The organism is Streptomyces tubbatahanensis, assembly GCF_022699385.1.
GTDB lineage: Bacteria > Actinomycetota > Actinomycetes > Streptomycetales > Streptomycetaceae > Streptomyces > Streptomyces diacarni.
Genome location: NZ_CP093846.1, coordinates 1106873 through 1130668, shown reverse-complemented (window position 1 = coordinate 1130668; position 23796 = coordinate 1106873). Strand labels below are relative to the sequence as shown.

The 23796-nt window shown below is 73.9% G+C and carries 12 protein-coding genes and 1 pseudogene; all 13 read left to right on the top strand.

Annotation, left to right across the window (positions count from 1 at the left end):
- Positions 1 to 257: 257 nt before the first annotated feature.
- The 13 genes and pseudogenes from MMF93_RS04775 to MMF93_RS04710 all read left to right on the top strand — a co-directional run bounded on the left by MMF93_RS04775 (position 258) and on the right by MMF93_RS04710 (position 23642).
- Entirely contained in the window at positions 258 to 1037 is a 780-nt protein-coding gene (locus MMF93_RS04775; RefSeq protein WP_242749814.1) for a thioesterase II family protein, read from the top strand.
- Positions 1034 to 2473 carry a salicylate synthase gene (locus MMF93_RS04770; protein ID WP_242749813.1) on the top strand — a complete coding sequence of 480 codons (1440 nt, stop codon included), beginning with the start codon at positions 1034 to 1036 and terminating at the stop codon, positions 2471 to 2473. The genes MMF93_RS04775 and MMF93_RS04770 overlap by 4 nt, the downstream gene beginning before the upstream one ends.
- Positions 2470 to 3627: a Gfo/Idh/MocA family oxidoreductase gene (locus tag MMF93_RS04765; RefSeq protein WP_242749812.1), complete on the top strand. Its 1158-nt coding sequence runs from the start codon at positions 2470 to 2472 to the stop codon at positions 3625 to 3627. The genes MMF93_RS04770 and MMF93_RS04765 overlap by 4 nt, the downstream gene beginning before the upstream one ends.
- On the top strand, positions 3624 to 4391 hold the full coding sequence (locus MMF93_RS04760; RefSeq protein WP_242749811.1) for a VOC family protein: 768 nt from the start codon (positions 3624 to 3626) through the stop codon (positions 4389 to 4391). Before MMF93_RS04765 ends, MMF93_RS04760 begins: the two co-directional genes overlap by 4 nt.
- Positions 4388 to 9919 carry a non-ribosomal peptide synthetase gene (locus MMF93_RS04755; protein WP_242749810.1) on the top strand — a complete coding sequence of 1844 codons (5532 nt, stop codon included), beginning with the start codon at positions 4388 to 4390 and terminating at the stop codon, positions 9917 to 9919. Before MMF93_RS04760 ends, MMF93_RS04755 begins: the two co-directional genes overlap by 4 nt.
- A complete protein-coding gene (locus tag MMF93_RS04750) occupies positions 9916 to 11919 on the top strand; it encodes an ABC transporter ATP-binding protein (RefSeq protein WP_242749809.1) in 2004 nt (667 codons plus the stop codon). The genes MMF93_RS04755 and MMF93_RS04750 overlap by 4 nt, the downstream gene beginning before the upstream one ends.
- A complete protein-coding gene (locus tag MMF93_RS04745; protein ID WP_242749808.1) occupies positions 11916 to 13670 on the top strand; it encodes an ABC transporter ATP-binding protein in 1755 nt (584 codons plus the stop codon). Before MMF93_RS04750 ends, MMF93_RS04745 begins: the two co-directional genes overlap by 4 nt.
- Positions 13667 to 14806 (top strand): NAD-dependent epimerase/dehydratase family protein, encoded by a 1140-nt coding sequence (locus MMF93_RS04740; protein WP_242749807.1) that lies wholly within the window; start codon positions 13667 to 13669, stop codon positions 14804 to 14806. Before MMF93_RS04745 ends, MMF93_RS04740 begins: the two co-directional genes overlap by 4 nt.
- Positions 14803 to 17610, top strand: coding sequence for a class I SAM-dependent methyltransferase (locus tag MMF93_RS04735; RefSeq protein WP_242749806.1), 2808 nt, complete (start codon positions 14803 to 14805; stop codon positions 17608 to 17610). The genes MMF93_RS04740 and MMF93_RS04735 overlap by 4 nt, the downstream gene beginning before the upstream one ends.
- Before the next feature lie 74 nt (positions 17611 to 17684).
- Positions 17685 to 19526 (top strand): asparagine synthase (glutamine-hydrolyzing), encoded by a 1842-nt coding sequence (asnB, locus tag MMF93_RS04730; RefSeq protein ID WP_242749805.1) that lies wholly within the window; start codon positions 17685 to 17687, stop codon positions 19524 to 19526.
- A gap of 46 nt (positions 19527 to 19572) precedes the next feature.
- Positions 19573 to 20802 (top strand): cytochrome P450 family protein, encoded by a 1230-nt coding sequence (locus MMF93_RS04725; protein WP_242749804.1) that lies wholly within the window; start codon positions 19573 to 19575, stop codon positions 20800 to 20802.
- A pseudogene (locus MMF93_RS04720) lies at positions 20799 to 22461 on the top strand ((2,3-dihydroxybenzoyl)adenylate synthase). The gene MMF93_RS04725 and the pseudogene MMF93_RS04720 overlap by 4 nt, the downstream one beginning before the upstream one ends.
- Positions 22458 to 23642, top strand: a complete 1185-nt coding sequence (locus MMF93_RS04710) for a cytochrome P450 (RefSeq protein ID WP_242749802.1) — start codon at positions 22458 to 22460, stop codon at positions 23640 to 23642. Before MMF93_RS04720 ends, MMF93_RS04710 begins: the two are co-directional and overlap by 4 nt.
- The last annotated feature ends 154 nt before the right edge of the window (positions 23643 to 23796 follow it).

The window sequence follows — 23796 nt, the reverse complement described above, 5'->3', positions numbered from 1 at the left end:
AGAAGACCCCGCCCCGGCCTGGTCCGTCACGGCAACACGACGCTTGGCTTGTACCGAGTATGGCCGAGTGCCGCGCTTACGCCGCCATAGCACATCTCTTGTCGCGGCATATGCGGGCCGTCCTTGCTCTCATGGGGTTGACAATCGTTTTCACTTGGAGCTTGTATGAGTGACGCCCGACGGCCCCCCGGTTCGCGCCCCCCGTGCCGCTGTGGTGAGCACTTCGCTGGGCGCTGCCACCGAAGGAGAGAACACCCGTGACGGACGCCTGGTTGCGCTGCCGAACGCCCCGACACAGCCCCTCGGCCCGTCTGGTCTGCCTGCCACACGCGGGGGGCACGGCCGGTCCGTACGCGGCCTGGGGAGCAGGACTTTCCGACGACATGGAGCTGTCCGCCGTGCAGTACCCCGGGCGTGAGGACCGGCTGGCCGAACCACCCGCCGACGACCTCGGGACGCTGGTGACCGGTCTGAGCGCGGCGCTCCTGCCCCTCACCGAACGGCCGTTGGTGCTCTTCGGCCACAGCTTCGGAGCCGTCGTCGCCTACGAGACCGCGCGCCGGCTGACCGCATGGGGGGCCGCCCCCGACCATCTGGTGGTTTCCGGCCGCCGTGCTCCCTCGCTGCCGTCCAGTGGCGACATGCACACCCGGCCCGACGACGATCTCGTGGCCGAGCTGGTCCGGCTGGGCGGCACCCGGGGTGACGTGCTGGCCGACTCCGCCGTCCGCGATGTCTACCTGCCCGCCGTACGCGCCGACTTCAAGCTCGCGGAGACGTATCACCGTCCCGCCTCCCCGCCGCTGGGCTGCCCCGTCACCGCGGTGATCGGGAGGACCGACACCGAGGTCGACGAGGCACAGGCCCGTGTTTGGGATGCACACACCACCGGCCCGTTCGCGCTGCATGCCTTCCCGGGCGGTCACTTCTACTTCACGCCCCGCCGCGAGCCCGTCTTGCGCCTCCTCGCGGACATCACCCGCAGCGCCGCGGCCACCGGTGTCCGCGCTCGACTGGAAAGCGAGAACCTGTCGTGACCCACCGCGACCCCTTCCCCGAACGCCGATCGCCCTTCATGGGCGACCCCGTCGCGGTCGCCGCCGCCCTCTGCGCGGCCACCGAGGCGCCCTATCTGCTGTACGAACTGGGCGGCGCCGTCGTGTGGAGTGAGGGCGAGGCCGCGGTCGTCGAGGTGGGTGGCGCGTCTGTGCGGTCGTACGGCACCGACGCCGTGGCCGTGGAGCTGCCCGCGGGGGCTCACCCGCTGTCCGACGCCGGACAACTCCTTCAGGCGCGAACCGGCGGTACCGGCTCGGCGCACGGCTGGATCTCCTTCGAGTTCGCCCACGGGCGCTTCGGGAGGGAAATGCCGGAGGCCGCCACCCTCGCCCGTTTCGTCGTGCCGGAACGAGAGATCCGGCTGACGCCGTCCGAGGCCGTACTCCGGGCCGAGAGCCCGGAGGCCCTCGACGAACTGGAGCGGCGGCTGAGTGCGGCCTTGACTTCGGCACTCACACCCGCCACCGAGCGTGTCGCCGTGGACTTGGAGGAACAGGCCGAGCCGTACCGAGCCGCCGTCACCGACGCCGTACGCGCCATCCGCGCCGGGGAGCTGGACAAGGCCATCGTCTCGCGAGGCGTGTCCGTGCCGGAGGAACTGGACCTGCCGGCCACGTATGTGGCGGGGCGGCGTACCCATCTGCCGGCCCGCTCCTTCCTGTTGCGGCACGGTGGCTGGGAGGCCGCCGGGTTCAGCCCCGAGATCGTGGCCCGGGTCGACGCCGAGGGTCTGGTCACCGCGCAGCCACTGGCCGGTACGCGCGCCCTGACCGGCGACCGGGACGCGGACGCCGCCCGTCGCACCGCATTGCGGCGTGACGCCAAGGAAGTGTTCGAGCACGCCGTCTCCGTGCGCCTGGTACAGGAAGAGCTGACCGCGGTCTGCCGCCCGGAGTCGGTGCGCACCGAGGAGTTCATGGCCGTGGCGGAACGGGGGAGTGTGCAGCATCTCGCGTCCCGGCTGCGGGGCCGGCTGGCCCCGGAACGCGACCGGTGGGAGGCGCTCGCCGCGCTGTTCCCCGCCGTGACCGCCTCCGGGATACCCAAGCGCTCCGCGCTCGCGGTGATCCGCGGTGCGGAGCGGCGGGAACGGGGGCTGTACAGCGGAGCGGTCGTACGGCTGGAGGCCGACGGCACCCTGGACGCGGCCCTCGTGCTGCGTACGGTGCTGCGCCACAACGGCCGGACCTGGCTGCGTGCCGGTGCGGGCATCGTGGCGGACTCCGACCCGGCGCGGGAGCTTGAGGAGACCCGGGAGAAGCTGCGCGCGGTCAGCGGCCACCTCGTGCCCGCGACCGGGCCGGGCGTCTCCGAAGGCGGGACCGTGTCCGAGTCCGGGGCCGTGTCCGAGTCCGGGGCCGTGTCCGAGGGTGAAGGAACGGCAGCCGTCGAGGCCGCTGTGACCGCCTCGTGAGCCGGGCCGGGCGCCCGCTGCGGGTCGTTGTCGCCGGGACGGCCTTCGGCCGCATCTACCTGGACGCCGTACGCAGCGACCCGGAAGCGTTCACCCTCAGCGGCATCCTCGCCAAGGGAGGTGACTACTCCCGGCGGCTGGCCGAGCAGTCCGGAGTGCCGCTCCACACGGATGTCGCGGAGCTGCCCGACGACACCGACGTCCTGTGCGTCGTCGTCCGCTCGGGCGCCACCGGAGGCCCCGGCTCCGACATCGCCCGCGCGGCACTGCGTCGCGGCATGCATGTGCTCCAGGAACACCCCGTCCACGCGGAAGAACTGGCCGACAACCTCAGAGCGGCCCGCGACGGCGGCGCCGCCTACGCCGTCGGCACCCTCTACCCCGATCTGGCGCCGGTGCGCGCCTTCCTGGCCGCGGCCGAGGCGCTGCGAGCGCGGGGACCCGTCCGGTTCATCGACGCCGCGTGCAACAGCCAGGTCGCCTACCCTCTGCTCGACATCCTGGGCCGGGCCGCCGGGGCGCTGCGGCCCTGGGCCTTCCACGCCCAGCCCGCCCCCGACGCCTCATGCGCCGGTCCCGCTGACCGGGCACAGCCGTTCCGCACACTGCACGCTGTGGTCGGCGGCACGCCCGTCACCCTCCGGGTGCAGAACGAAGTGCACCCGGACGACCCGGACAACCACTCCCACCTGCTGCACCGCATCGCCCTCGGTACGGACGCCGGTGTGCTCTCCCTCGCCGACACCCACGGACCCGTGCTGTGGAACCCGCGCCTGCACGCGCCGCGCGATGCCACCGGACGCCTGATCCTTACCGGGCCCGGCACCGAACGGCTCGCCACCCCGTCCACCGTCCCACTGCACCCGGCCGCCGACAGCTACCACCAGGTCTTCGCCCGCCTGTGGCCGCGGGCAGTCCTGGCCGCCCTGCACCGCCTGCGCGAGGCCGCGGCCGACCCGCTCCGACGGCCGGCGGCCGGACAGTGGGCGCTCTCGGTGTCCCGGTGCTGGGCCGACCTGACCGCACAGCTCGGCATGCCCGAGCTGATCACGCCCCCCGAGCCGCCCGTCGTGCCCTGGACCGACCTGCGGGACGCCGCGGCCGGCGCCGTCGCCTCCTTCACCACCGATTCCGCGGAAGGTCCGACCCGATGACCGAACCTTCTCCCCGCTCCTCCCTCTCACGGCGGTGCAGTCACGTCCTGGTGCGGGTGCACGACTTGCCCCGCGCGGTCGACGGCTTCCGTGCTGCCGGCTTCCAGGTCGCCTACGCGACCGCTCCCGAGCGCAAGGCCCTGCACGCGCACGTCTGGTTTCCAGAGGGGCCGGTGATCGAGCTGGTGACCACGCCCCCGGTGGCCCGCTGGATGCGACTGGCCGTCGACCTTCGCTTCGGCAGGGGTGCGGGCGAGCGCATGCTCCGCTGGGCCGGCCAGGAGGAAGGCTTCTGCGATCTGGCCCTCCTGGTGGAGGACGTCGAACTGGCCGACCTCACCAGGGAACTCGCTGCCGACGGGGTGCCATGCGGGCGCGCCGTCCGCTGGCGGCGACGGCGTCCCGACGGCAACGAGACGCACTTCGCCTTCTCCTACCCGAGGTCCGGACGCCTGCCGTTCCTGGTCACTGCCTACGACCCGCCGCAGCACCCCGCCGACGTACGCCATCCCAACGGAGCGCGGGCGATCTCCCGGATCGTGCTCGGGGTCCGCCCGGCGGACCTGCCCGCCGTCCGGCGCCTGGCGGGCGACGCACCGGGCCTGCGGCTGGAGGAGGCACCGGTGACCGCCGTGCGCGACGTGCACCTCGCCGGACTGGCCGAACCGCTCGACCGGGCCCTGCTGCACGGCGCCGTACTCGTCCCGGCCGACACCACACCTATGCCGCCCATCACCCACGACAAGGGGTCCTCCACGTCATGACCGCACCCACCACCGCGGCCGGCCTGCTCGATGAACTCACCGACCTGGGAGTCGAGTTGTGGAGTGAGAACGGCCAGATACGCTTCCGGGCCCCGCAGGGTGTCCTCACCGAGGAACGCCGCGCCGCCATGCGCGCGCACAAGGAACAGGTCGTCGCCCTGCTGGACGCGGAGGACGCCGCCCGTACGGTCACCGCCGATCCCGCCGCCGCCCACGAGCCGTTCCCGCTCACCGACGTGCAGAGCGCCTACCTGCTGGGCAGGCGGGACCCGTTCGGGCACGGCGGGGTGGCCTGCCACGGCTACCTGGAGGTCCACTACCCCCGCCTCGACCCCGCGGCCCTGGAGGACGCCTGGAACGCCCTGATCTCCCGGCACGACATGCTGCGGGCGGTCGTCCACGAGGACGGCTACCAGCAGGTCCTGCCCGAGGTGGAGCGCTGCCGAGTCGCCGTCACCGACCTGCGCGACGCACCGGACCGCGGCACGGCGCAGCTGGAAGAGGTGCGGGCCGACATGGGCCACCGCACCTACGACACCGCCCGCTGGCCCCTGTTCGAGCTGCGGGTGACCCGGCTGCCCGACGGAGACGTACTGCACTTCTCGCTGGACTCCCTGGTGGCCGACTGGGCCAGCGCCGCGATCCTGCTCGACGAGCTGGACACCCTCCTGGCCTCACCCGACCCCTCGGACACCTCCGGGCTGCCGACGTCTGCGATCTCCTTCCGCGACTACGTCCTGGCCGAACGCGCCCAGCGCGCCACCGCGCGCCACCGCCGCGACCGCGACTACTGGCGCTCGCGACTGGACTCCCTGCCTCCCGCGCCCGACCTGCCGCTGGTCACCGCACCCGCCGAGCGCGAACCCCGGTTCGTGCGGCTGTCCCACCGCATGCCGCAGCCGGCCTGGGAACGGCTGCGGGGCCGGGCGGCGGACCGCGGACTGACCCCCACCACTGTCGTCCTGGCCGCGTACGTGTCGGTTCTGGAGCGATGGAGCCGCCGCAAGTCCTTCACCGTCAACCTGACGCTGCTCAACCGCCTGCCCCTGCACCCGGACGTCGACCGCCTGGTCGGCGACTTCACCTCCGTCACCCTGCTCGCGGTCGAGGAGCAGGCCGGAGCGGCTCCCGCGGAGCGGGCGAAGCGGCTGGGCGAGCGCCTGTTCACCGATCTCGACCACCGCCTGTACTCCGGGGTGGAGGTCATCCGCGACCTCACCCGGGCCCGCGGCCGGGACGCGGCCCTGATGCCGTACGTCTTCACCAGCTCGCTGGGGCTGGGCCCCGGCTCGTCGGAGGGAAGCGGGCGCACCCTGGGGGCGGGCATCACCCAGACCCCGCAGGTCTTCCTGGACTGCCAGGTCGGTGACGGCTCCGGCGACCTGGAGGTCAACTGGGACATCAGGCGGGGCATGCTGCCCGAGGGGATGGCCGAGGACATGCTGGGCACTTTCGGCGCGCTGCTCGAAGCGCTCGCCGACGAGCCCGACGCCTGGGACAGCGCCGAGCCCGTCGCCCTGCCCGCCTGGCAGGCCGAGGAGCGCCGCGCCGCCAACGACACGGCGGGACCGCTGCCCGACGGCCTGCTGCACGAGGGCTTCTTCGCCCGCGCTGCCGCCAACCCCGACGCACCGGCGCTGCTGGGCGCCTTCGGCACGGTCAGCTACGGCGAACTGGCCCGGAGTGCCGGGGCCGTGGCCGACGCCCTGCGCGCGGCGGGCCGCACCGAAGGAGACCGGATCGCCGTCGTCATGGACAAGGGCCCCGAACAGGCCGCCGCCGTACTGGGCGCCTTGCTGGCGGGCTGCGTCTACGTGCCCGTCGACACCACCCAGCCCACGCTGCGGCGCGCCCGGCTGCTGACCGCCTCGGGCGCCCGGCACATCCTCACCCAATCCTGGGTGGACTGGGCGGACGACGGCGAGGGGCGCCCCGAGGGCATCGACCGCAGCGACGTCGACCGCCTCAAGCCCTCCACCGCACTGCCGGTTCCGGCGGACGGCGACCCCGAGGCACCCGCCTACGTCATCTACACCTCCGGCTCCACCGGCGATCCCAAGGGGGTCGTCACCTCCCACCGCGCCGCGCTCAACACCGTCACCGACATCAACGACAGATTCGGGATCACCGGCGGCGACCGGGTGCTCCAGCTCGCCCAGCTCGGCTTCGACCTGTCGGTGTACGACGTCTTCGGCGCGCTCGCCACGGGCGCCGCCCTGGTCCTGCCCGATCCTGCGCGCGGCGCCGACCCGTCCCACTGGGCGCGGCTGGTCGCCGAGTACGGCGTGACCCTGTGGAACTCCGTGCCGGCACAACTCCACATGCTCGCTGACTACGTGACCACCGAGCCCGTCGCATTGCCCACCCTGCGGCTGGCCCTGCTCTCCGGCGACTGGATCCCCGTGCCGCTGCCCGGCCGGCTGCGAACCCTGCTGCCCGGGCTGTCGCTGACCTCCCTCGGTGGTGCCACCGAGGCGGCCATCTGGTCCATCCACCACCCGATCACCGAGGCGGACGACGGCCGCACCAGCATCCCCTACGGCGTTCCGCTGCGGAACCAGGGATTCCGGGTGCTGGGCGAGGACGGGGAGGACTGTCCGGTCTGGGCCCCCGGCGAACTCTGCATCACGGGAGAGGGGCTGGCGCTCGGCTACCTCGGCGATCCGGATCTCACCGCCCGCAGATTCCCCGGCCACCCACGCGACGGGCAGCGGCTGTACCGGACCGGGGACGTGGGCCGCTATCTGCCCGGCGGCGAGATCGAGTTCCTCGGCCGGGACGACAACCAGGTCAAGATCCGCGGCCACCGTATCGAACTCGGCGAGGTCGAGGCCGCCTTGCTGGCCCACCCGGCGGCAGGCGCCGCCGCGGCCGTGGTGAGCGACGCCGGCGGCGACCGTACTCTGCTCGGCTTCGTCGAACCGGCCCCGCGCACCCGGCCGGACGAGACTGCCCGGGACACCCGGCTCAAGACCGCCGCCCAGCGCTACGCCGACCGTCTCCTGCCCGGCGCCGCAGCCGAGCGGATCGCCGCCCATCACGAGGCCCTGCGGCGGGCGTCCCTGCTGACCATGCTCGACGCCCTGCGGCGGCGCGGAGCGCCGGCCGGCGAGGCCGAGAGCGCGGACGAGATGCTGGACGCGGCCCGCGTGGCTCCACGGCACCGCTGGCTGGTGCGGCACTGGCTGGCGGCGCTGACGGACGCCGAGCTGCTGAGGCGGGACGCGGACGGCCGCTACCGGGCCGCGCATCAGGCCGGTCCCGAGGACGTCGCGCGCGCCTGGCACGAGGCGGCCCGCGGCGTCGCGGACGGCCTGTGCACGGACGAATACCTCGCCTATCACCGCGCGCACGCGGAGCGCCTGGACGCGCTCCTTGAGGACCGCCTCAACCCCTTCGACCTGCTCTTCCCCGAAGGGGACGACGCCCCCGCCCGCGCCGTCTACCGGGACGACGCCCTCTCCCGCCACCTCAACGCCGCCCTCGCCGCCGTCGTCCACCGCCGGGCGGCCGAGCACGAAGGACCCGGGCCGCTGCGCGTCGTGGAACTGGGCGCCGGCATCGGCGCGACCACCGAGTCGGTCCTCCCGCTGCTCGAAGGGCTCGCCGTGGACTACCTGTTCACCGATGTCAGCCCGTCCTTCCTGCCCCGGGCACGCGCCGCGTTCCACGGGCAGGGGGTGCGCTACGGCGTGGTGGACGTCGACCGCGGCCTCTTCGCGCAGGGGCTGCCGCCGAACTCCGCCGACCTCGTGGTGTGTGCCGGAATGCTCAACAGCGCCCGGGACAGCGCCCGTGCGGTGCGGGCCGCAGTCGAACTCCTCGCGCCCGGAGGGCTGCTGGTGGTGACCGAACCGGTCGGCGCTCACCCGCACATCCTGCTCACCCAGGGGTTCCTGATGGAGCCGGGTGACGGTGACCACGAGTACGGGACGTGCCCGCTGCTGGACGAGGCCGGCTGGCGTGACGTGTTCGAGCGTGCCGGAGCGGAGGACGTGCTAACCCTGCCGGGCTCCGGCCACGCCTTCGAGCCGGCCGGACACCGGCTGTTCGTGCTGCGCGCGAAGACGGACCGGGCACCGGTGCGCCCGGAAGAGGTCGCCGCGTTCGCCGCCGAGCGGCTGCCCGCGGCCATGGTGCCCGCCCAGTTGCAGATCGTCGACGCGCTGCCGGTCACCGCCAACGGCAAGATCGACCGCCGGGCACTGGCAGCGCGACGCCCGGGTGAACTGGCCGGCGCGGAGGTGGAGGCGCCCGGCGCCGACGCCGGACTGGAGGAGCGGCTGTGCGCGCTGTGGGCCACGGCCCTCGGGATCACCGCGCTCGCGCCCGAGGACAACTTCTACGACCACGGCGCCGACTCGCTGATCCTGGCCCGGGTGGCCGGCCGGCTGCGGGAGGACGTGCCCGAGGCGGCGGCCTTCGCCTACGACGCGCTGCTGCGGCAGATGCTCAACGAGCCCACCGTCCAGGCACTCGCCCGCGCCCTGAGCATGTCCGGGGAGCCCGGCGCGGGAGCCGCACCCGGCGAGTCCCGCGAGACCGGAGGCAATGCCCTCCTCGTCCCGTTCGGAGGCGCCCCGCACCCGGACGGCACCGTGCGGGTCATGTTCCACGCGGCACTCGGCACCCTGGACTACTTCCAGCACCTCGGCCGGGCGCTGGCCGCCCAGGACCTCGGCCCGGTCATCGGCGTGGCCGTCGCCGACGCCGAAATCTACACGGCGACGCCGCCGGAGCAACTGGTGGCGACCGTTGCCGACCGCTACGCCCGCCGCCTCGCCGACGAGGGATACACCCGCTTCCAGCTGATCGGCTACTGCCTGGGCGGGCTGCTGGCCACCGAGGTCGCCAGGCGGCTGACCGAACGCGGTCTCAGGGTGGACGATCTGACCCTGGTGGACAGCATCCCGATGTTCCTGGACACCGACGAGGAACTGGCCTACGAGTCCATCTTCGTGCCCAACCTCGGCCTGGATCCGGTGCCCGCCGTCTTCGGACCGGGCGTCGCCGACCGGGACGTCTACCGTGCGGTGGAACTGCTCACCGCACGCGGGAACGGACGCATACAGGCCGGTGCGCTGGGTGCGCTGGACGGCGACGAAGGACTGGCAGCGGTGGCCGCCGCCGCCCGCCGCGCCGCCGAACGTCCCCAGGAGGAGCGGCTGGCCGGCTACGCCCGCGCAGCCCAGGACAACGCTCAGGTACCGGTCGACGCCGAGCTGGTCCCCGCCCTGTTCCGCACCTGCCGGCACAGCATGAAGGCGGCTCACCTGCAACTGGAGCCCTACGCGGGCGACATGACGTTCCTGCGGGCCGAAGAACAGCAGTCGTTCGGCGTCACCGGCGGCGTCGGCCACCTCGCCGAGCCCTTCTGGGCCGAGACCTGCCTCGGCAGGTTCACCGTCACCGACGTACCCGGCAACCACTTCAGCATCATCGAACTGCCCCACGTGCACACGGTTGCCGAGCACCTGGCGGCCCCGCTGCGGCCGGGCCGGGACACCAAGGGAGTCACCGCCCGATGACCACCACCACCGAACCCACGACCGCGCCCGAGCAGCCCGCAGCCCCGCCGGCGCCCCCCGACGACCGCGACGACCGCGACGAGCGGCGGCGTACCGCCGATGCGCTGCGCCAACTGCGCCGCCCCGTCGCCTGGATGACCCGCCTGGGCCTCGTTCTCGGCGCGATCGGCGCCGTCACCAACCTGGTGCCCTTCGTCGGCATCGCCGAGATCGGCCGCACGCTGCTCGCCGACGGCCCCCTGGACCGCGACCGCGTGGTCACCGCGGCCGTCGTCGTCGCCGTGACCCTGGTCATCGGCTGGAGCTGCAACGGCACCGCTTTGTGGATCACCCACCTCGCCGACGGCCGGCTCCAGGCCGGCCTGCGGCGCCGCATGGTCGCCAAGCTCGGCCGGGTGCCGCTGGGCTGGTACTCGGCCACCACCTCGGGACAGGTCCGCAAGGCCGCCCAAGAGGACATCGACGACCTGCACCATCTGATCGCCCACCACGACGTCGAACTCTCCGGCGCGGTCACGCTTCCGCTGGCCGGTCTCGGCTATCTGCTCTGGGTCGACTGGCGGCTCGCCCTGCTGGCGCTCGCCACCCTGCCCGTCTACTTCACCGCCTACGCCTTCATGATGCGCGGCTTCACCGAGAAGATGACCGAGCTGGACTCCGCCTTCGGCCGGGTCAGCGCCGCCGTGGTGGAATTCGTGCACGGCATCGGCGTCGTCAAGGTGTTCGGCGGCACCCGCCGCGCCCACGCCGGATACCGCGAGGCCGTTCACGCCTACGGCGACCAGTACGCGGGCTGGGTACGGCCGGTGCTCAAGCTGGAGGCATACACCTCCATGGCGCTGTCCGTGCCGGTGATCTCCGTCGTCGGAATGGCCGGCGGTATCTGGTTCACGCACGAGGGCTGGGTCTCTCCCTCCGACGTCCTCGCCGAGGTGCTGGTCGCCGCCGTCCTGCCCACCACCCTGCTCACCCTCAACCAGGGCCTCACCGCGCAGCGCAAGGCGGTGGCCGCAGCCGGGCGCATCACCGCGCTGCTGGACGTCCCGGAACTGCCGGTCACCGACCTGCCGCGGCGGCCGAACGGCAACGACGTCGTCCTCGACGGTGTCCTCTTCGGATACGAACCCGGCCGCCCGGTGCTCCACGGCATCGACCTCACCTGCCGGGCAGGCACCGTCACCGCCCTCGTCGGCGGATCGGGCGCCGGCAAGTCGACGCTCGCCGCACTCGTGCCGAGGTTCCACGACGTGGACGCCGGCGCGGTCCGCATCGGCGGCACGGACGTGCGCGACATGGCACCCGAGGAGCTGTACCGGCACGTCGGGTTCGTCCTGCAGGACGTGCAACTGCTGCACGGTACGGTCGCCGACAACCTGCGCCTGGGCCGCCCGGACGCCACCGACGCCGAACTCGTCGCCGCCGCGACCACCGCTCGCATCCATGAGCGCGTCACGCGGCTGCCGCGCGGTTACGACTCGGTCGTCGGCGAGGACGCACGGTTCTCCGGCGGCGAGGCCCAGCGGCTCACCATCGCCCGCGCCCTGCTCGCCGACGCGCCCGTCCTCGTCCTCGACGAGGCCACCGCGTACGCCGACGCCGAGTCCGAGGCGGAGATCCAGGACGCGCTCTCCACTCTCGTGCGGGGCCGCACCGTGATCGTCGTCGCCCACCGGCTGTCCACCATCACCGGCGCCGACCAGATCCTCGTCCTCGACGCGGGCCGGGTCGCCGAGCAGGGCACGCACACCGAACTGCTCGCCGCCGACGGCCGCTACGCCCGCATGTGGGCGGCCCACCGCCCCGCCGGCACGCCTGACACCGAGCCGGCCGTGCTGTCAGAGCCGGCCGAGCCGGCGGGGCGCGCCGAATCCGCCGTGCGAGCCGAATCCGCCGAGCGAGCCGAACCCGCCGAGCCGGCCGAGGAGACCGAGGAGACCGAGAAGACCGAGGAGACCGAGGAGACCGAGGAGACCGAGAAGACCGAGGAGACCGACCGATGATCCGCCACCTGGCCACCGTCCTGGGGCCCGAACACCGGGGCGCGCTGCGCCGCTACCTCGCCTGGCTGATCGCCTACGGGGTCCTCGAAGGCGTCGCCATGGCCTTCCTCGTACCCGTCCTGCGTGCGCTGTTCGACGGGGACACCAGCGGTGCACTGCGGCACCTCGCGGTGCTCGCGGTGCTCGTCGTGGCGACCTGCGTCGCTCGCTACCAGCAGGCCATGCGGGGCTTCTCGCTGGCCGTCGTCACCCTCACCACCCTGCACGACCGGCTCGGCGATCACCTGGTCCGGCTGCCGCTGGGCTGGTTCACCTCCGAGAAGGTCGGCCGGGTCGCGCGTTCGGCGACCACCGGCACCTTCACGGTCAGCAACGTCTTCGCCCATCTGCTCACCCCGGTCGTCAGCGGCATCGTCACCCCCGCCACCGTCGTGCTCGCCATGCTCGTCCTGGACTGGCGGCTCGGCCTCGTCCTGGTGTGCTGCGCACCGCTGCTGTACGCCACCCACCGCTGGTCCGCGGCCTGGATCGGCCGCAGCGAGCACCAGCGGGACTCCGCTGACGCGCAGGCCGGCAACCGGGTGGTGGAGTTCGCGCGGGCGCAGAAGACCCTGCGGGCCTTCGGACGCGACCGCGCGGGCTACGCCCCGCTGGAGGCCGCGGTGGACGCACGCAGCCGGGCGGGCGGCCGGATGCTCGCCGAGACCATGCCCCGGCTGCTCGCCAACGGCCTCGCCGTTCAGCTGTGCTTCGCCGCCCTCGTCGCCACCGGCGTGGCCCTCACGCTGCACGGCGCCGTGGGGCCCGCCGCCCTGGTCGCACTCCTCGCGCTCGCCGCCCGGTTCGTCGGGCCGCTGTCGGAGGCGGCCGGTATGAGCGGCATGCTGCGCATGGCGGGCAACGACCTCGGCAGGGTCGCCGCCCTGCTGGACGAGGAGCCGCTGCCCGACACCGACACCCCGACCGCCCTTGAGCGCTCCGGCGAGATCACCTTCGACAAGGTCACCTTCGGCTACGAGGACGACAACCCGGTTCTGCGGGACGTCTCCCTGCGCATCCCGCCCCGCACCATGACCGCGGTGGTCGGGGCGTCCGGTGCCGGCAAGACCACGCTGGTCCGGCTGATCGCCCGCTTCTTCGACGCCGACGTCGGATCGGTCCGTGTCGGCGGCACCGACGTGCGCGAGATGCCGGTCGAGCAGTTGATGGCCCAACTGGCCCTGGTCCAGCAGGATGTGTACCTCTTCGACGACAGTCTGGAGGGCAACATCCGCGTCGGCCGGCCCGACGCCACCGACGAGGAGGTGCGCGAGGCCGCCCGGATCGCCGGCGTGCACGAGATCGTCGAGCGGCTGCCGGATGGCCTGGCCACCCGCGTCGGCGAGGGCGGCGCCTCCCTGTCGGGCGGAGAACGGCAGCGCGTGTCCGTCGCCCGCGCCGTCCTCAAGCGCGCCCCGGTCGTCCTGCTGGACGAGGCCACCGCGGCGCTCGACCCGGAGAACGAGAAGTACGTCCAGCGCGCCCTGCGTACCCTCATGGCGGACTCCACCCTGCTGGTGATCGCCCACCAGCTGTCCACCGTCGTGGCCGCCGACCAGATCCTCGTCCTGGACGAGGGCCGCGTCAGCGAGCGCGGCACCCACGACGAACTCCTCGCCGCCAGCGGCCTGTACGCCCGCTTCTGGGAGCGTCGCCGCCGCAGCCGCGGCTGGCGCCTGGTGCCGGACAGCCCGGCCGAGGTGACCCGGTGATCGGCGTGATCGGCGGCTACGGGGATGTGGGAGCCCACGCCGTCCTGGCCCTGCGCCGGGCCGGCCACCGGGTGCGCCTCGGTGGGCGGTCGGCGCGCGCGGCGGCGGAGTTCCGCGCCCGCCACCTGCCCGGTGACACGGCGGTGGAACACCGGGTGGTGGACGTCCGCGACGGCGACAGCGTGACGGCATTCGCCAAGGGGCTCAGCGTCCTGGTCAACTGCGCGGGCCCCTCCCACCTCACCGGTTCCGCCGCCGCCGACGGGGCCCTGCGGGCGGGCACCGACTACGTGGACGCCGCCGGGGACGACGCCCTGTACGCGCTCCTGGACGACGGCCGCTACCGGAGCGCGGGCCGGACCGCCGTGCTCTCCGCCGGTCTGCGCCCCGGTCTGACCGGGCTCTTCCCTCGGGCCGTGGCCCGCCTGGCACAGGCCGGGGGGATGGCACAGGCCGAAACGGTCACGGTCCGCACCCGGGTGCGGGATCTGTTCACCCGCACCTCCGCCCTGGAGTACCTGCACGGCGCCTCCACCCCGGGCCCCGGCCCCCGCGCGGCCTGGCGGGACGGAGCCCTCCGGTCCCGAGCGCTGACCCGCCACAGCGTCACCGACCAGCCGTTCTTCCGCGGCACCCACACCGTGCTGCCGCAGCTGTCCGCCGAGGACGCGCGGACCGCACAGGCCCTCGGTGTCCGCGACGGCGACTGGCTGACCCTGATACAAGGCGAGCACGTGCTCGCGGCCCTCGACCGGGTGCATGTGCTGCCACCCGAAGAGGCGGCGGAGGCCCTGTGCCGGGCGGCCCGGCTCGACCTCGCGGGATGTGTGCCCGCCGTCACCATGGTCGTCGTCCTCACCGGGGGCGCGGCCGCCCGCGCCGCGGTCCTGCACGGCACCGGAAACGCCCCACTGAGCGGCGCCGTCGCCGCCCACACGGCGACGAGCGTGCTGCGCGGCGAGATACCGCCGGGCCGGTACTTCGCGGCCGAGGCACTCGACCCCGAATCCGCCGTCGCCACGCTCACCCGTGGTCCCGGCCCGGACGGCGGGGCGCCGTGCGCCCGGGCCGAGCTGCTGCCCGAGGGAGCCGACCCGTTCGCACCGGACGCCGTAGCCGAAATGGGGGCACTGTGACAGCCTCGCTCACCGATGCGCGCGCCGCACGTCGGCTCCGCCCCCACCTGCGCCGTCTCGACCACGTGAGCCGCACCGCGATGACCGCCGCACTGCGTCCGGCGCTGCCCGGCACCGCGGACGACATCGCCGACCGCCTCCCTGTGGCCCCGCGCCACCGCGCACTCCTGGAGCGGTGGCTGGCCGCGCTCAGCGCCGCCGGGGAGGCCCGGCGCGACGACAACGGCCGCTTCGACGCCGCCGCTTCGGCGGGTGACGCGCCCTCCCCACACGAGCTGCCCGTCCTCTACGAGCGGCTCGGCTTCCCTCCGGCGATGGCCCGCCTGCACCAGGCTGCCCTCGACCGGCTGCCGGACCTGCTGAGCGACCAGGTCGCCCTGACTGATCTGCTGCCCGAGGACACCGAAGTGGTGGCCGCCCTCGGCGCCTACCAGCGCAATGCCTTCACCGGGCGGCTGCACGAGCGGTGCGCTGACCTGGTGGCGGGCGAGGCCGCCCGACGCGGCCCCGGACGGATGAGGGTGGTCGAACTGGGCGGCGGGTCCGGGGCCACCACCGAAGTCGTCCTGGGCGCACTGCGAGGCCACCACAGCGACTACGCGTTCACCGACGTCAGCCCGCTGTACACCGGCGCCGCCGCCGAACGTCTCGGCGTCGGGACGGCGCTGCTCGACGTGGACGCCGACTTCGCCGCCCAGGGCTTCCCGGCGGGCAGCGCCGATGTCGTCGTGGCCGCCAACGTGCTCCACAACGCCACCGACGTACCGGCCACCCTGCGCGGGATCCGCCGTCTGCTGGCATCCGGCGGCACGCTGCTGCTCGTGGACTCGGCCGGTGACTGCGACACCGTCCTGACCTCGATGCAGTTCCTGCTCTCCCCGCCGTCCGGATCGCGGCACGCCGCCAACCCGCGCGGGCGCTTCACGGACGGCAGGGCCACAACCGCCACCGTCTTCCCCGCGGCGGGGGAGTGGGAGAAGGACATGGCCGAGGCCGGCTTCACCGTCCGGAACCGCTACCCGGACGACGCGGCAGGACCGGCCCCGGCCGGCCAGTACCTGTGGCATGCCACCGCGCCCGAGACCGGCGACGCGGACCTGGAGCCGCTGCGCCGGGCCCTCGGGGACCGGGGGCCGGAGCCGGTCTGCACGGTCGGCGGTGCGGAGTTCGACGCGGCGGCCGTCCTCGCGGCGGTGCGGCACGCGCCCGCGACCCGGCTGCCGGACGAGGCGGTCCGGTTCTTCTCGGACGTGGCGGACGCGGCGGACGCGGCGGACGCGGCGGATATGGCCTTGGCCGTCGCACGGCCGCAGGCCGGGCCCGCGACGGGCCCGCCACCGCACACCCTTGTCCTGACGGGCGATCCGGCGGGCGCCCGGGCGGCCCTCGGCACCTGGGCCCGCGGCGGCCGGGTCACGGCGGTCCCGACCGCCACTCCGCCCGCCCGGCTGCTCGCCGACCTCGAACTGGTGGGTGCCACCGAAGCGGTCCTCCCGCTGGTGCTGGTGCGTGCGCTGCCCGCCGCGCCCACCGCCGCCCTGACCGATCTGTCCGCGCTGACCCGCGTGATCTGCACCGAACCGGGTGCCGGACCGCACGAGGCCACCGCCTGGTCGGAGCTGGGCCCGCACCTGGAGCACCGGGCACCCCACGCACCCGTCGGTTCTGGCAGTCCCGGGGTCATCGCGGACACGGCCTCCGCCGCGGCCGACGCGGCCCTGCGCGACCTCGACCCGCATGCCTCGCTCGACGCGGCACACACGGTGGCCCGGGCAGCGCTGCACAGCATGCTGCACACCTTCCACGAAGCCGGCTGCTACACCCGCCCGGAAGAGCGCCGCACCCCCGAGGAGATCGCGGCCGCCGTCCGCCCGGCTGACGACCACCGGCGACTGCTGCTCCGCTGGCTGACCGTACTGACCGGGGAGGGGCTGCTCGTCGCGGACGGCTCGGGCGCTCTCCGGTGCGCCGCGGACCCGGAGGCGTACGCCGACCTGGACGCGGTGTGGGGGCCGGCCCGGCAGCGCTGGCGCGCCGCCCACGGCTCCGCCGCGACCGTCACTTACGCACGCCGCTCAGCCGGGGAACTCCTCGCGCTGATGTGGGGTGAGCGTTCCGCGGCCGAACTGCTCTTCCCGCGCGGCGGGACGGACACCGCACGTGCGCTGTACCGGGAGAGCGCCACCGCCCGCTACCAGCACCACGCCGCCGCCGCGCTGGTCGCCGCCCACCTGCGCGAGACGGGGGGAGGCGCCCGCCGCGTCCTCGAAGCGGGCGGTGGCACGGCGACGACCACCGAGGTGGTACTGGCGGAGCTGGACCGGCTCCCCGGGGCGCCCGTGGAGTACCTGTTCACCGACGTGTCCCCGTTCTTCCTGGACCACGCCCGCGGCCGGTTCGGCGACCGGCTGCGGTACGGCCTGCTGGACGTGGACCGTAACCCCGTCGAGCAGGGGCATGCGTCCGGTTCGTACGACGTGGTCGTGGCGGGCGGGGTGCTGAACGCGGCGGCCGACACGGACCTTTCGATACGTGGCCTGAGCCGGCTGCTGATGCCCGGTGGATTGCTGGTGCTGACCGAACCGACCCGGGAGGAGTACTGGGTGCTGGCCTCGCAGGGCTTCCTGCTGACGGAGCCACGCGACGCCCGGTCGGCCACCGGCGCCTCCTTCCTGACGCACGACCAGTGGCGTGCCGTACTCGACGGCGCCGGGTTCCTGCCCGTCGCCGACCTGCCCGCCGACGGCCACCCACTCCACCCGCTGGGCCACCGCGTCTTCGCCGTCCGGCGCCCTGCTGCCTGAACCACCCGCCCACCTGAACCACCGGCCGTTTCGCCCACCGTGGCGGCCGGCCCGATAGGAAACCGAGGAACACCATGTGCGGAATCACCGGCTGGGTGGCCTTCGACCAGGACCTCACCCAGCGGGGCGACACGGTCGACGCCATGACGGCGACCCTCGCCGACCGCGGCCCCGACGCGAGCGGCGTGCGCCTGTACCGGCACGCGGCGCTGGGCCACCGGCGCCTCGCCGTCATCGACCTGCCGGGCGGCGCTCAGCCCATGACGGCGGACACGCCCGACGGCGAGGTCGCCCTCGTCTACTCCGGCGAGGTCTACAACCACCCAGAGCTGCGTGCCGAACTCCAGCGCCGTGGGCACCGGTTCACCACCCGCAGCGACACCGAGACCGTGCTGCGCGGCTACCTGGAGTGGGGCGAGGCCGTCGCCGAGCGCCTCACCGGCATGTACGCCTTCGCCCTGTGGGACGAGCGGCACCGGCGCATGGTCCTCGTCCGCGACCGCATGGGCGTCAAGCCGCTCTACTACCACCGCACCCCCGACGGCCTGCTGTTCGGTTCCGAACCCAAGGCCGTCCTCGCCAACCCGGCCTTCCCGCGCCGCGTCGACACCTCCTGCCTGCGCGAACTCGTCGGCTTCACCAAGGCGCCAGGCTGGTCGCTGTGGAAGGACCTGTACGAGGTCGAGCCCGGCACCGTGCTCACCTTCGACCGGGCCGGGATGCGGGAGCACACCTACTGGCGGCTGGAGACCGCCGAGCACACCGACGACGCCCCGACGACGGTCGAGCGGGTCGCGGCCCTGCTCGGCGAGATCGTGCCGGAGCAGCTTGTCTCCGACGTACCCCAGTGCGTGCTGCTCTCCGGTGGCCTGGACTCCAGCGCCGTCACCGCGCTCGCCGCCCGGCACCAGCGGACCGTGGGGGAGAAGCCGCGTACCTTCTCCGTGGACTTCGCCGGCTACGAGGAGAACTTCCGGCCCGACGAGTTCCGCGACACCCCCGACGCCCCGTTCATCCGCGAGGTCGCCGCCCACGTCGGTGCCGACCACCGCAACGTGGTCCTCGACTCCCGGGCGCTGACCGACCCGTCGCTGCGCCGCGCGGTGGTCGCCGCCCGGGACATGCCGATCGGCCTCGGCGACATCGACAGTTCCATGCTGCTGCTGTTCCGCGCGATCCGGGAGCAGTCGACGGTCGCGCTGTCGGGCGAGTTCGCCGACGAACTGTTCGGCGGCTACGTCTGGTTCCACCACCCGGCCGCCCGGGACGCCGACACGTTCCCCTGGCTGGCGTTCCAGAACACCTACACCGCCGACCGCACCGAACCGCTCCGTCCCGAGCTGCGCGACGCCCTCGACATCGGTGCCTACGTCGCCGACGAGTACGCCGGAGCCGTCGCCAAGGTCGAGCACCTGCCCGGCGAGGACCCCTTCGAGCGCCGGATGCGCACCAACAGCCACCTCCACATCACCCGGCTGGTACGGGCCATGCTCGACCGCAAGGACCGCATGTCGATGGCGACCGGCCTGGAGGTGCGCGTCCCGTTCGCCGACCACCGCCTCGTCTCCTACGTCTACAACGCACCCTGGGCCCTCAAGACCGTCGACGGCCGCGAGAAGGGCCTGCTGCGACAGGCCGTCGCCCGCCTGCTGCCCACCTCCGTCACCGAACGCGTCAAGAGCCCGTACCCCTCCACGCAGGACCTCGCCTACGCCACCGCGCTCCAGGAGCAGACCCGGCGGCTGCTCGCCGACCCCGGCCACCCGGTGTTCGCCGTCTTCGACCCCGGCTGGGCCCGGCGCACCGCCGACACCGACCCCTCCGCCGTGACCGGCGCCCTGCGTACCGGCCTCGAACGCCTCCTGGACTTCCAGGTGTGGGCCGACCTGTACCGCCCCGGACTGGATCTGCCGTGACAGCCGTCGCACCCGCCCGCCCGCACTGTCTCCCCGGAGGAACCCAGTGACCGCCCCCTTGCCCACCGCCCCGCTCCCGCTCGACGAGCGCTTCATCCAGGACGCACACGCCGTCGCGGCCGAGCTGCGCGCCGCCGCGCCCGTGCGCTTCGTGGAACTGCCCGGCGGGTTTCCCGTCTGGCTGGTCAGCGGCCACGAAGAGGCCCGCACCGCCGTCACCGACCCCCGCCTCAGCAGCGACGGGGTCTACGACCGGCTGGAGCGGCTGCGACTGGGCGGCGGCGAGGACACCGAGAGCCACTTCGCCCCCGAACTCGCCAAGAACCTGCTCAACCTCGACCCCCCGGACCACACCCGGCTGCGCTCCCTGATCACCAAGGTGTTCACCGCCGGCGCCGTCGCCCCGCTGCGCCCGCGTATCGAGGCCATCACCGACGAACTCCTCGACGCCATGGAGAAGGCGGGGCCGCAGAGCGAACTCCTCGCCGACTACGCGCTGCCCCTGCCCATCCGCGTCATCTGCGAACTCCTCGGCATCCCCTTCGAGGACCGCGAGCGGTTCACCGCCTGGACGCACACCATGGTCGCCGCCGTCACCCCCGAGGAGATCGGCGCCGCCTCGACGCGGATGGCGTCCTACCTCGGCGACCTCGTCGAGGCCAAACGCCGCGAGCCCGGTGAGGATCTGCTCACCCGCCTCGTCCACGTCAGTGACGGCGGTGACCGCCTCTCCCGCGACGAACTGACCGCCACCGCCGTCGTGCTGCTGACCGGCGGCTTCGAGACCACCGTCAACCTCATCAGCAGCGGCGTACTCGCGCTGCTGCGCCACCCCGAGCAGCTCGCCCTGCTCAAGGCCCGGCCCGCACTGATGCCGCAGGCCGTCGAGGAGTTCCTGCGCTACGAGACCCCCAACAACCTCTCCAGCCCCCGCTACGCCACCGAGGATGTCGAACTCGGCGGCGTCACCATCCCGGCGGGCCACTTCGTCATGGTGTCCTGGCTCGCCGCCAACCGCGACGAGCGGTTCGCCGAACCCGACCGGCTCGACCTCACCCGGCCCGCCGGCGGACACCTCGCCTTGGGCCACGGCATCCACTACTGCGTCGGCGCCGCACTCGCCCGTCTGGAGGGGGAGATCGCCTTCGGCCGGCTCCTCGCCCGCTTCCCCGGCCTCGAACTGGCCGTGGACGAGTCCGCGTTGCGCTGGCGCTTCTCCACGGCCATGCACGGCCTGGAAGCCCTGCCGCTGCGGCTCGCCCCCGCCGCCGGATGACCCCGCCCCCGCCCACCGACCGAGGAATCACCGTGCCCCTGCTCGACGGATTCACCCCCTGGCCCGAGCCGGTCGCCGCGCGCTACCGCGCCGAGGGCTACTGGGCCGGCACCACCCTCGGCTCCGTCCTCCGGGACGGTGCCCGCCGCGCCCCCGCGCACACCGCCCTGGTGGCGGACGGGCGGCGCCTGAGCTACGCCGAACTCGACGAGGCCGCCGACCGGGTGGCCGCCGGACTGCGCGCCCGCGGCCTCAAGCCGGGCAACCGCCTCCTGGTCCACCTGCCCAATTCCCTGCCCTTCGTCCTGACGCTGTTCGGCTGCTTTCGTGCCGGTGTCGTCCCCGTCCTCGCCCTGCCCGCCCACCGGGAGAGCGAACTCGTCCACCTCGCACGCCTCTCCGGCGCCGCCGCGTGCGTCGTGGAGGGCGGTGGCCCGGAACAGGACGGGCTGGCCCGGACGGTACGCACCGGTGCCCACACCATCCGCCACGTGTTCACCAGCGGCCCCGCCGAATCCGGTGCCTTCACCCCCCTTCGATGCGCTGCTGTCCGCCGAGCCGCATCCCGGCGCCCCCGACGACGCGCGCCCCGGGGACGTCGCCGTACTCCTGTTGTCCGGCGGCACCACAGGACTGCCCAAACTGATCCCGCGCACGCACGACGACTACGCCTACAACCTACGGGCGAGCGCGCAGGTCGCCGGACTCGACGCGAGCAGCGTGACCCTTCTCGCCCTGCCCGCCGCCCACAACTTCGCCCTGGCCTGCCCCGGGCTCCTGGGCACCCTGCACGCCGGCGGCACCACCGTGCTGGCGCCCTCAGCGGATCCGGAGACCGCCTTCGGCCTCATCGCCCGCGAACGCGTCACCACCGTGGCCCTCGTCCCCCCGCTCGTCCTCGCCTGGCTGGAAGCCGCTGAGCTGCTCGCCCCCGACCTCAGCAGCCTCACCCTCCTCCAGGCGGGCGGCGCACGGCTCAAGGAGGAGGCCGCCCGGCGCGTACGCCCGGTCCTCGGCTGCGCCCTGCAACAGGTATACGGAATGGCGGAGGGACTGCTGAACTTCACCCGCCTCGACGACCCCGACCAGACCGTCTTCCACACGCAGGGCCGCCCCCTGTGCGAGGCCGACGAGGTCCGCGTGGTCGCCCCCGACGGCACGGACGTGCCCGACGGCGAGCCGGGCGAGCTGTGGACGCGCGGCCCCTACACGCTGCGCGGATACTTCCGGGCCGAACGGCACAATGCCACCGGCTTCACCGCCGACGGCTTCTACCGCTCCGGTGACCTGGTGCGCCGGCTGCCCGGCGGGAACCTCGTCGTCGAGGGGCGGCTGAAGGACGTGATCAACCGGGGCGGCGACAAGGTCCCGGTCGAGGAGGTCGAGAATCACCTTCTCGCCCACCCCCGCGTCCACGACGTGGCCCTGATCGGCTACCCGGACGCCGACATGGGCGAGCGCACCTGCGCCTTCGTCGTCCCCCGCGGCGAGGCCCCCACCCGGCGCGACCTCATCGACCACCTGGTGACCCGGGGCCTCGCCGCCTTCAAGCACCCGGACCGGGTCCGCACGCTCGACGGCTTCCCCCGCACAGGCGCGGGCAAGGTCGACCGCGCCGCACTCGCCCGCACCATGGAAGCCACCGCGGAGGCACTGTGACCACGCCCGTCCCCTACCCCTTCAACACGGACACCGGTCTGGACCTGGCCGACGCCTACCGCGTCGCCCAGGACACCCCCGGCCTGCTGCGTGTCCAACTGCCCTACGGCGAACCGGCCTGGCTCGTCACCCGGCACCACGAGGCCCGCGCGGTCCTCGCCGACGCCCGCTTCTCCCGCGCGGATGCCCAGCGGGACGCGCCGCGCACCACCCCGGTCAGCCCCATCGGCCTGGTCGCCACCGACCCGCCCGACCACACCCGGCTGCGCCGTCCGGCGGCCCGTGCCTTCACCGCCCGCCGGGCGGAGGCGCTGCGCCCCCGCGTCCGCGCCCTCGCCGAGGACGCCGTCCGGCGCATGACCGCCCGGGGAGCCCCCGCCGACCTGGTGGAACACGTCGCGCTCCCCGTGCCGATCGCGGTCATCCGCGAACTGCTGGGCGTCCCCGCCGAGGACCGGGACCTCTTCCGCGGCTGGAGCGACACCATCCTTTCCACCAGCGGGGCGACGCCGCAGGACTTCCTGGCCGCCACGGGCTCGCTCAAGGCGTACATGGGCGAGCTGCTCGACCGGCGGCAGGCCGAGCCCGCCGACGACCTGATGACCGCGCTGCTGCGGGCCCGCGACGAGGACGCCCCCGACGACCGGGCCTCCCGCGACGAACTGATCGAGCTGTGCATCGCGATCCTGCTCGGCGGATACGAGACCACCGCCTCCCAACTCGCCAACCTGACCTGGGTCCTGCTCACCGAACGCCCCGACGCCCTCGCCGAACTGGCCGGCCGCCCCGAGCGCGCCCGCGCCTGGGTCGGCGAACTGCTGCGCTACGTCCCCCTGGCCGCCTCCGCCTCCCTGCCGCGTTACGCCCTTGAGGACGTGGAGGTGGGCGGCACCACGGTGCGCGCGGGCGAGCCCGTGCTCGTGGCCATCGGCGCTGCCAACCGCGACGCGCTGCGCTTCCCCCGGCCCGACGCGCTCGACCCCGACCGCGACACCACCGGGCACCTCGCCTTCGGCCACGGCATCCACCACTGCGCCGGCGCGGCGCTGGCCCGGGTCGAACTGGAGGAGGGACTGACCGCACTCGCCCGACTGCTGCCGGGTCTGCGCATGGCCGGCGACGCGACGTGGAAGACGGCCGCGTTCCTCCGAGGCCCGGCCGCCTTGCCGGTGGCCTGGTGACACCGGCCGACCCCGAGAAAGGTGCCAGCGGCCGACCCCGGGCCCGGTGACACCGGCCGACCCCGGGCCCGGTGACACCGGCCGACTCCGAGAACCCACCTACGGGCCGTACCCACAGGCCACCACGGACACCGGCGCGGCGGCCGTCCCCGCC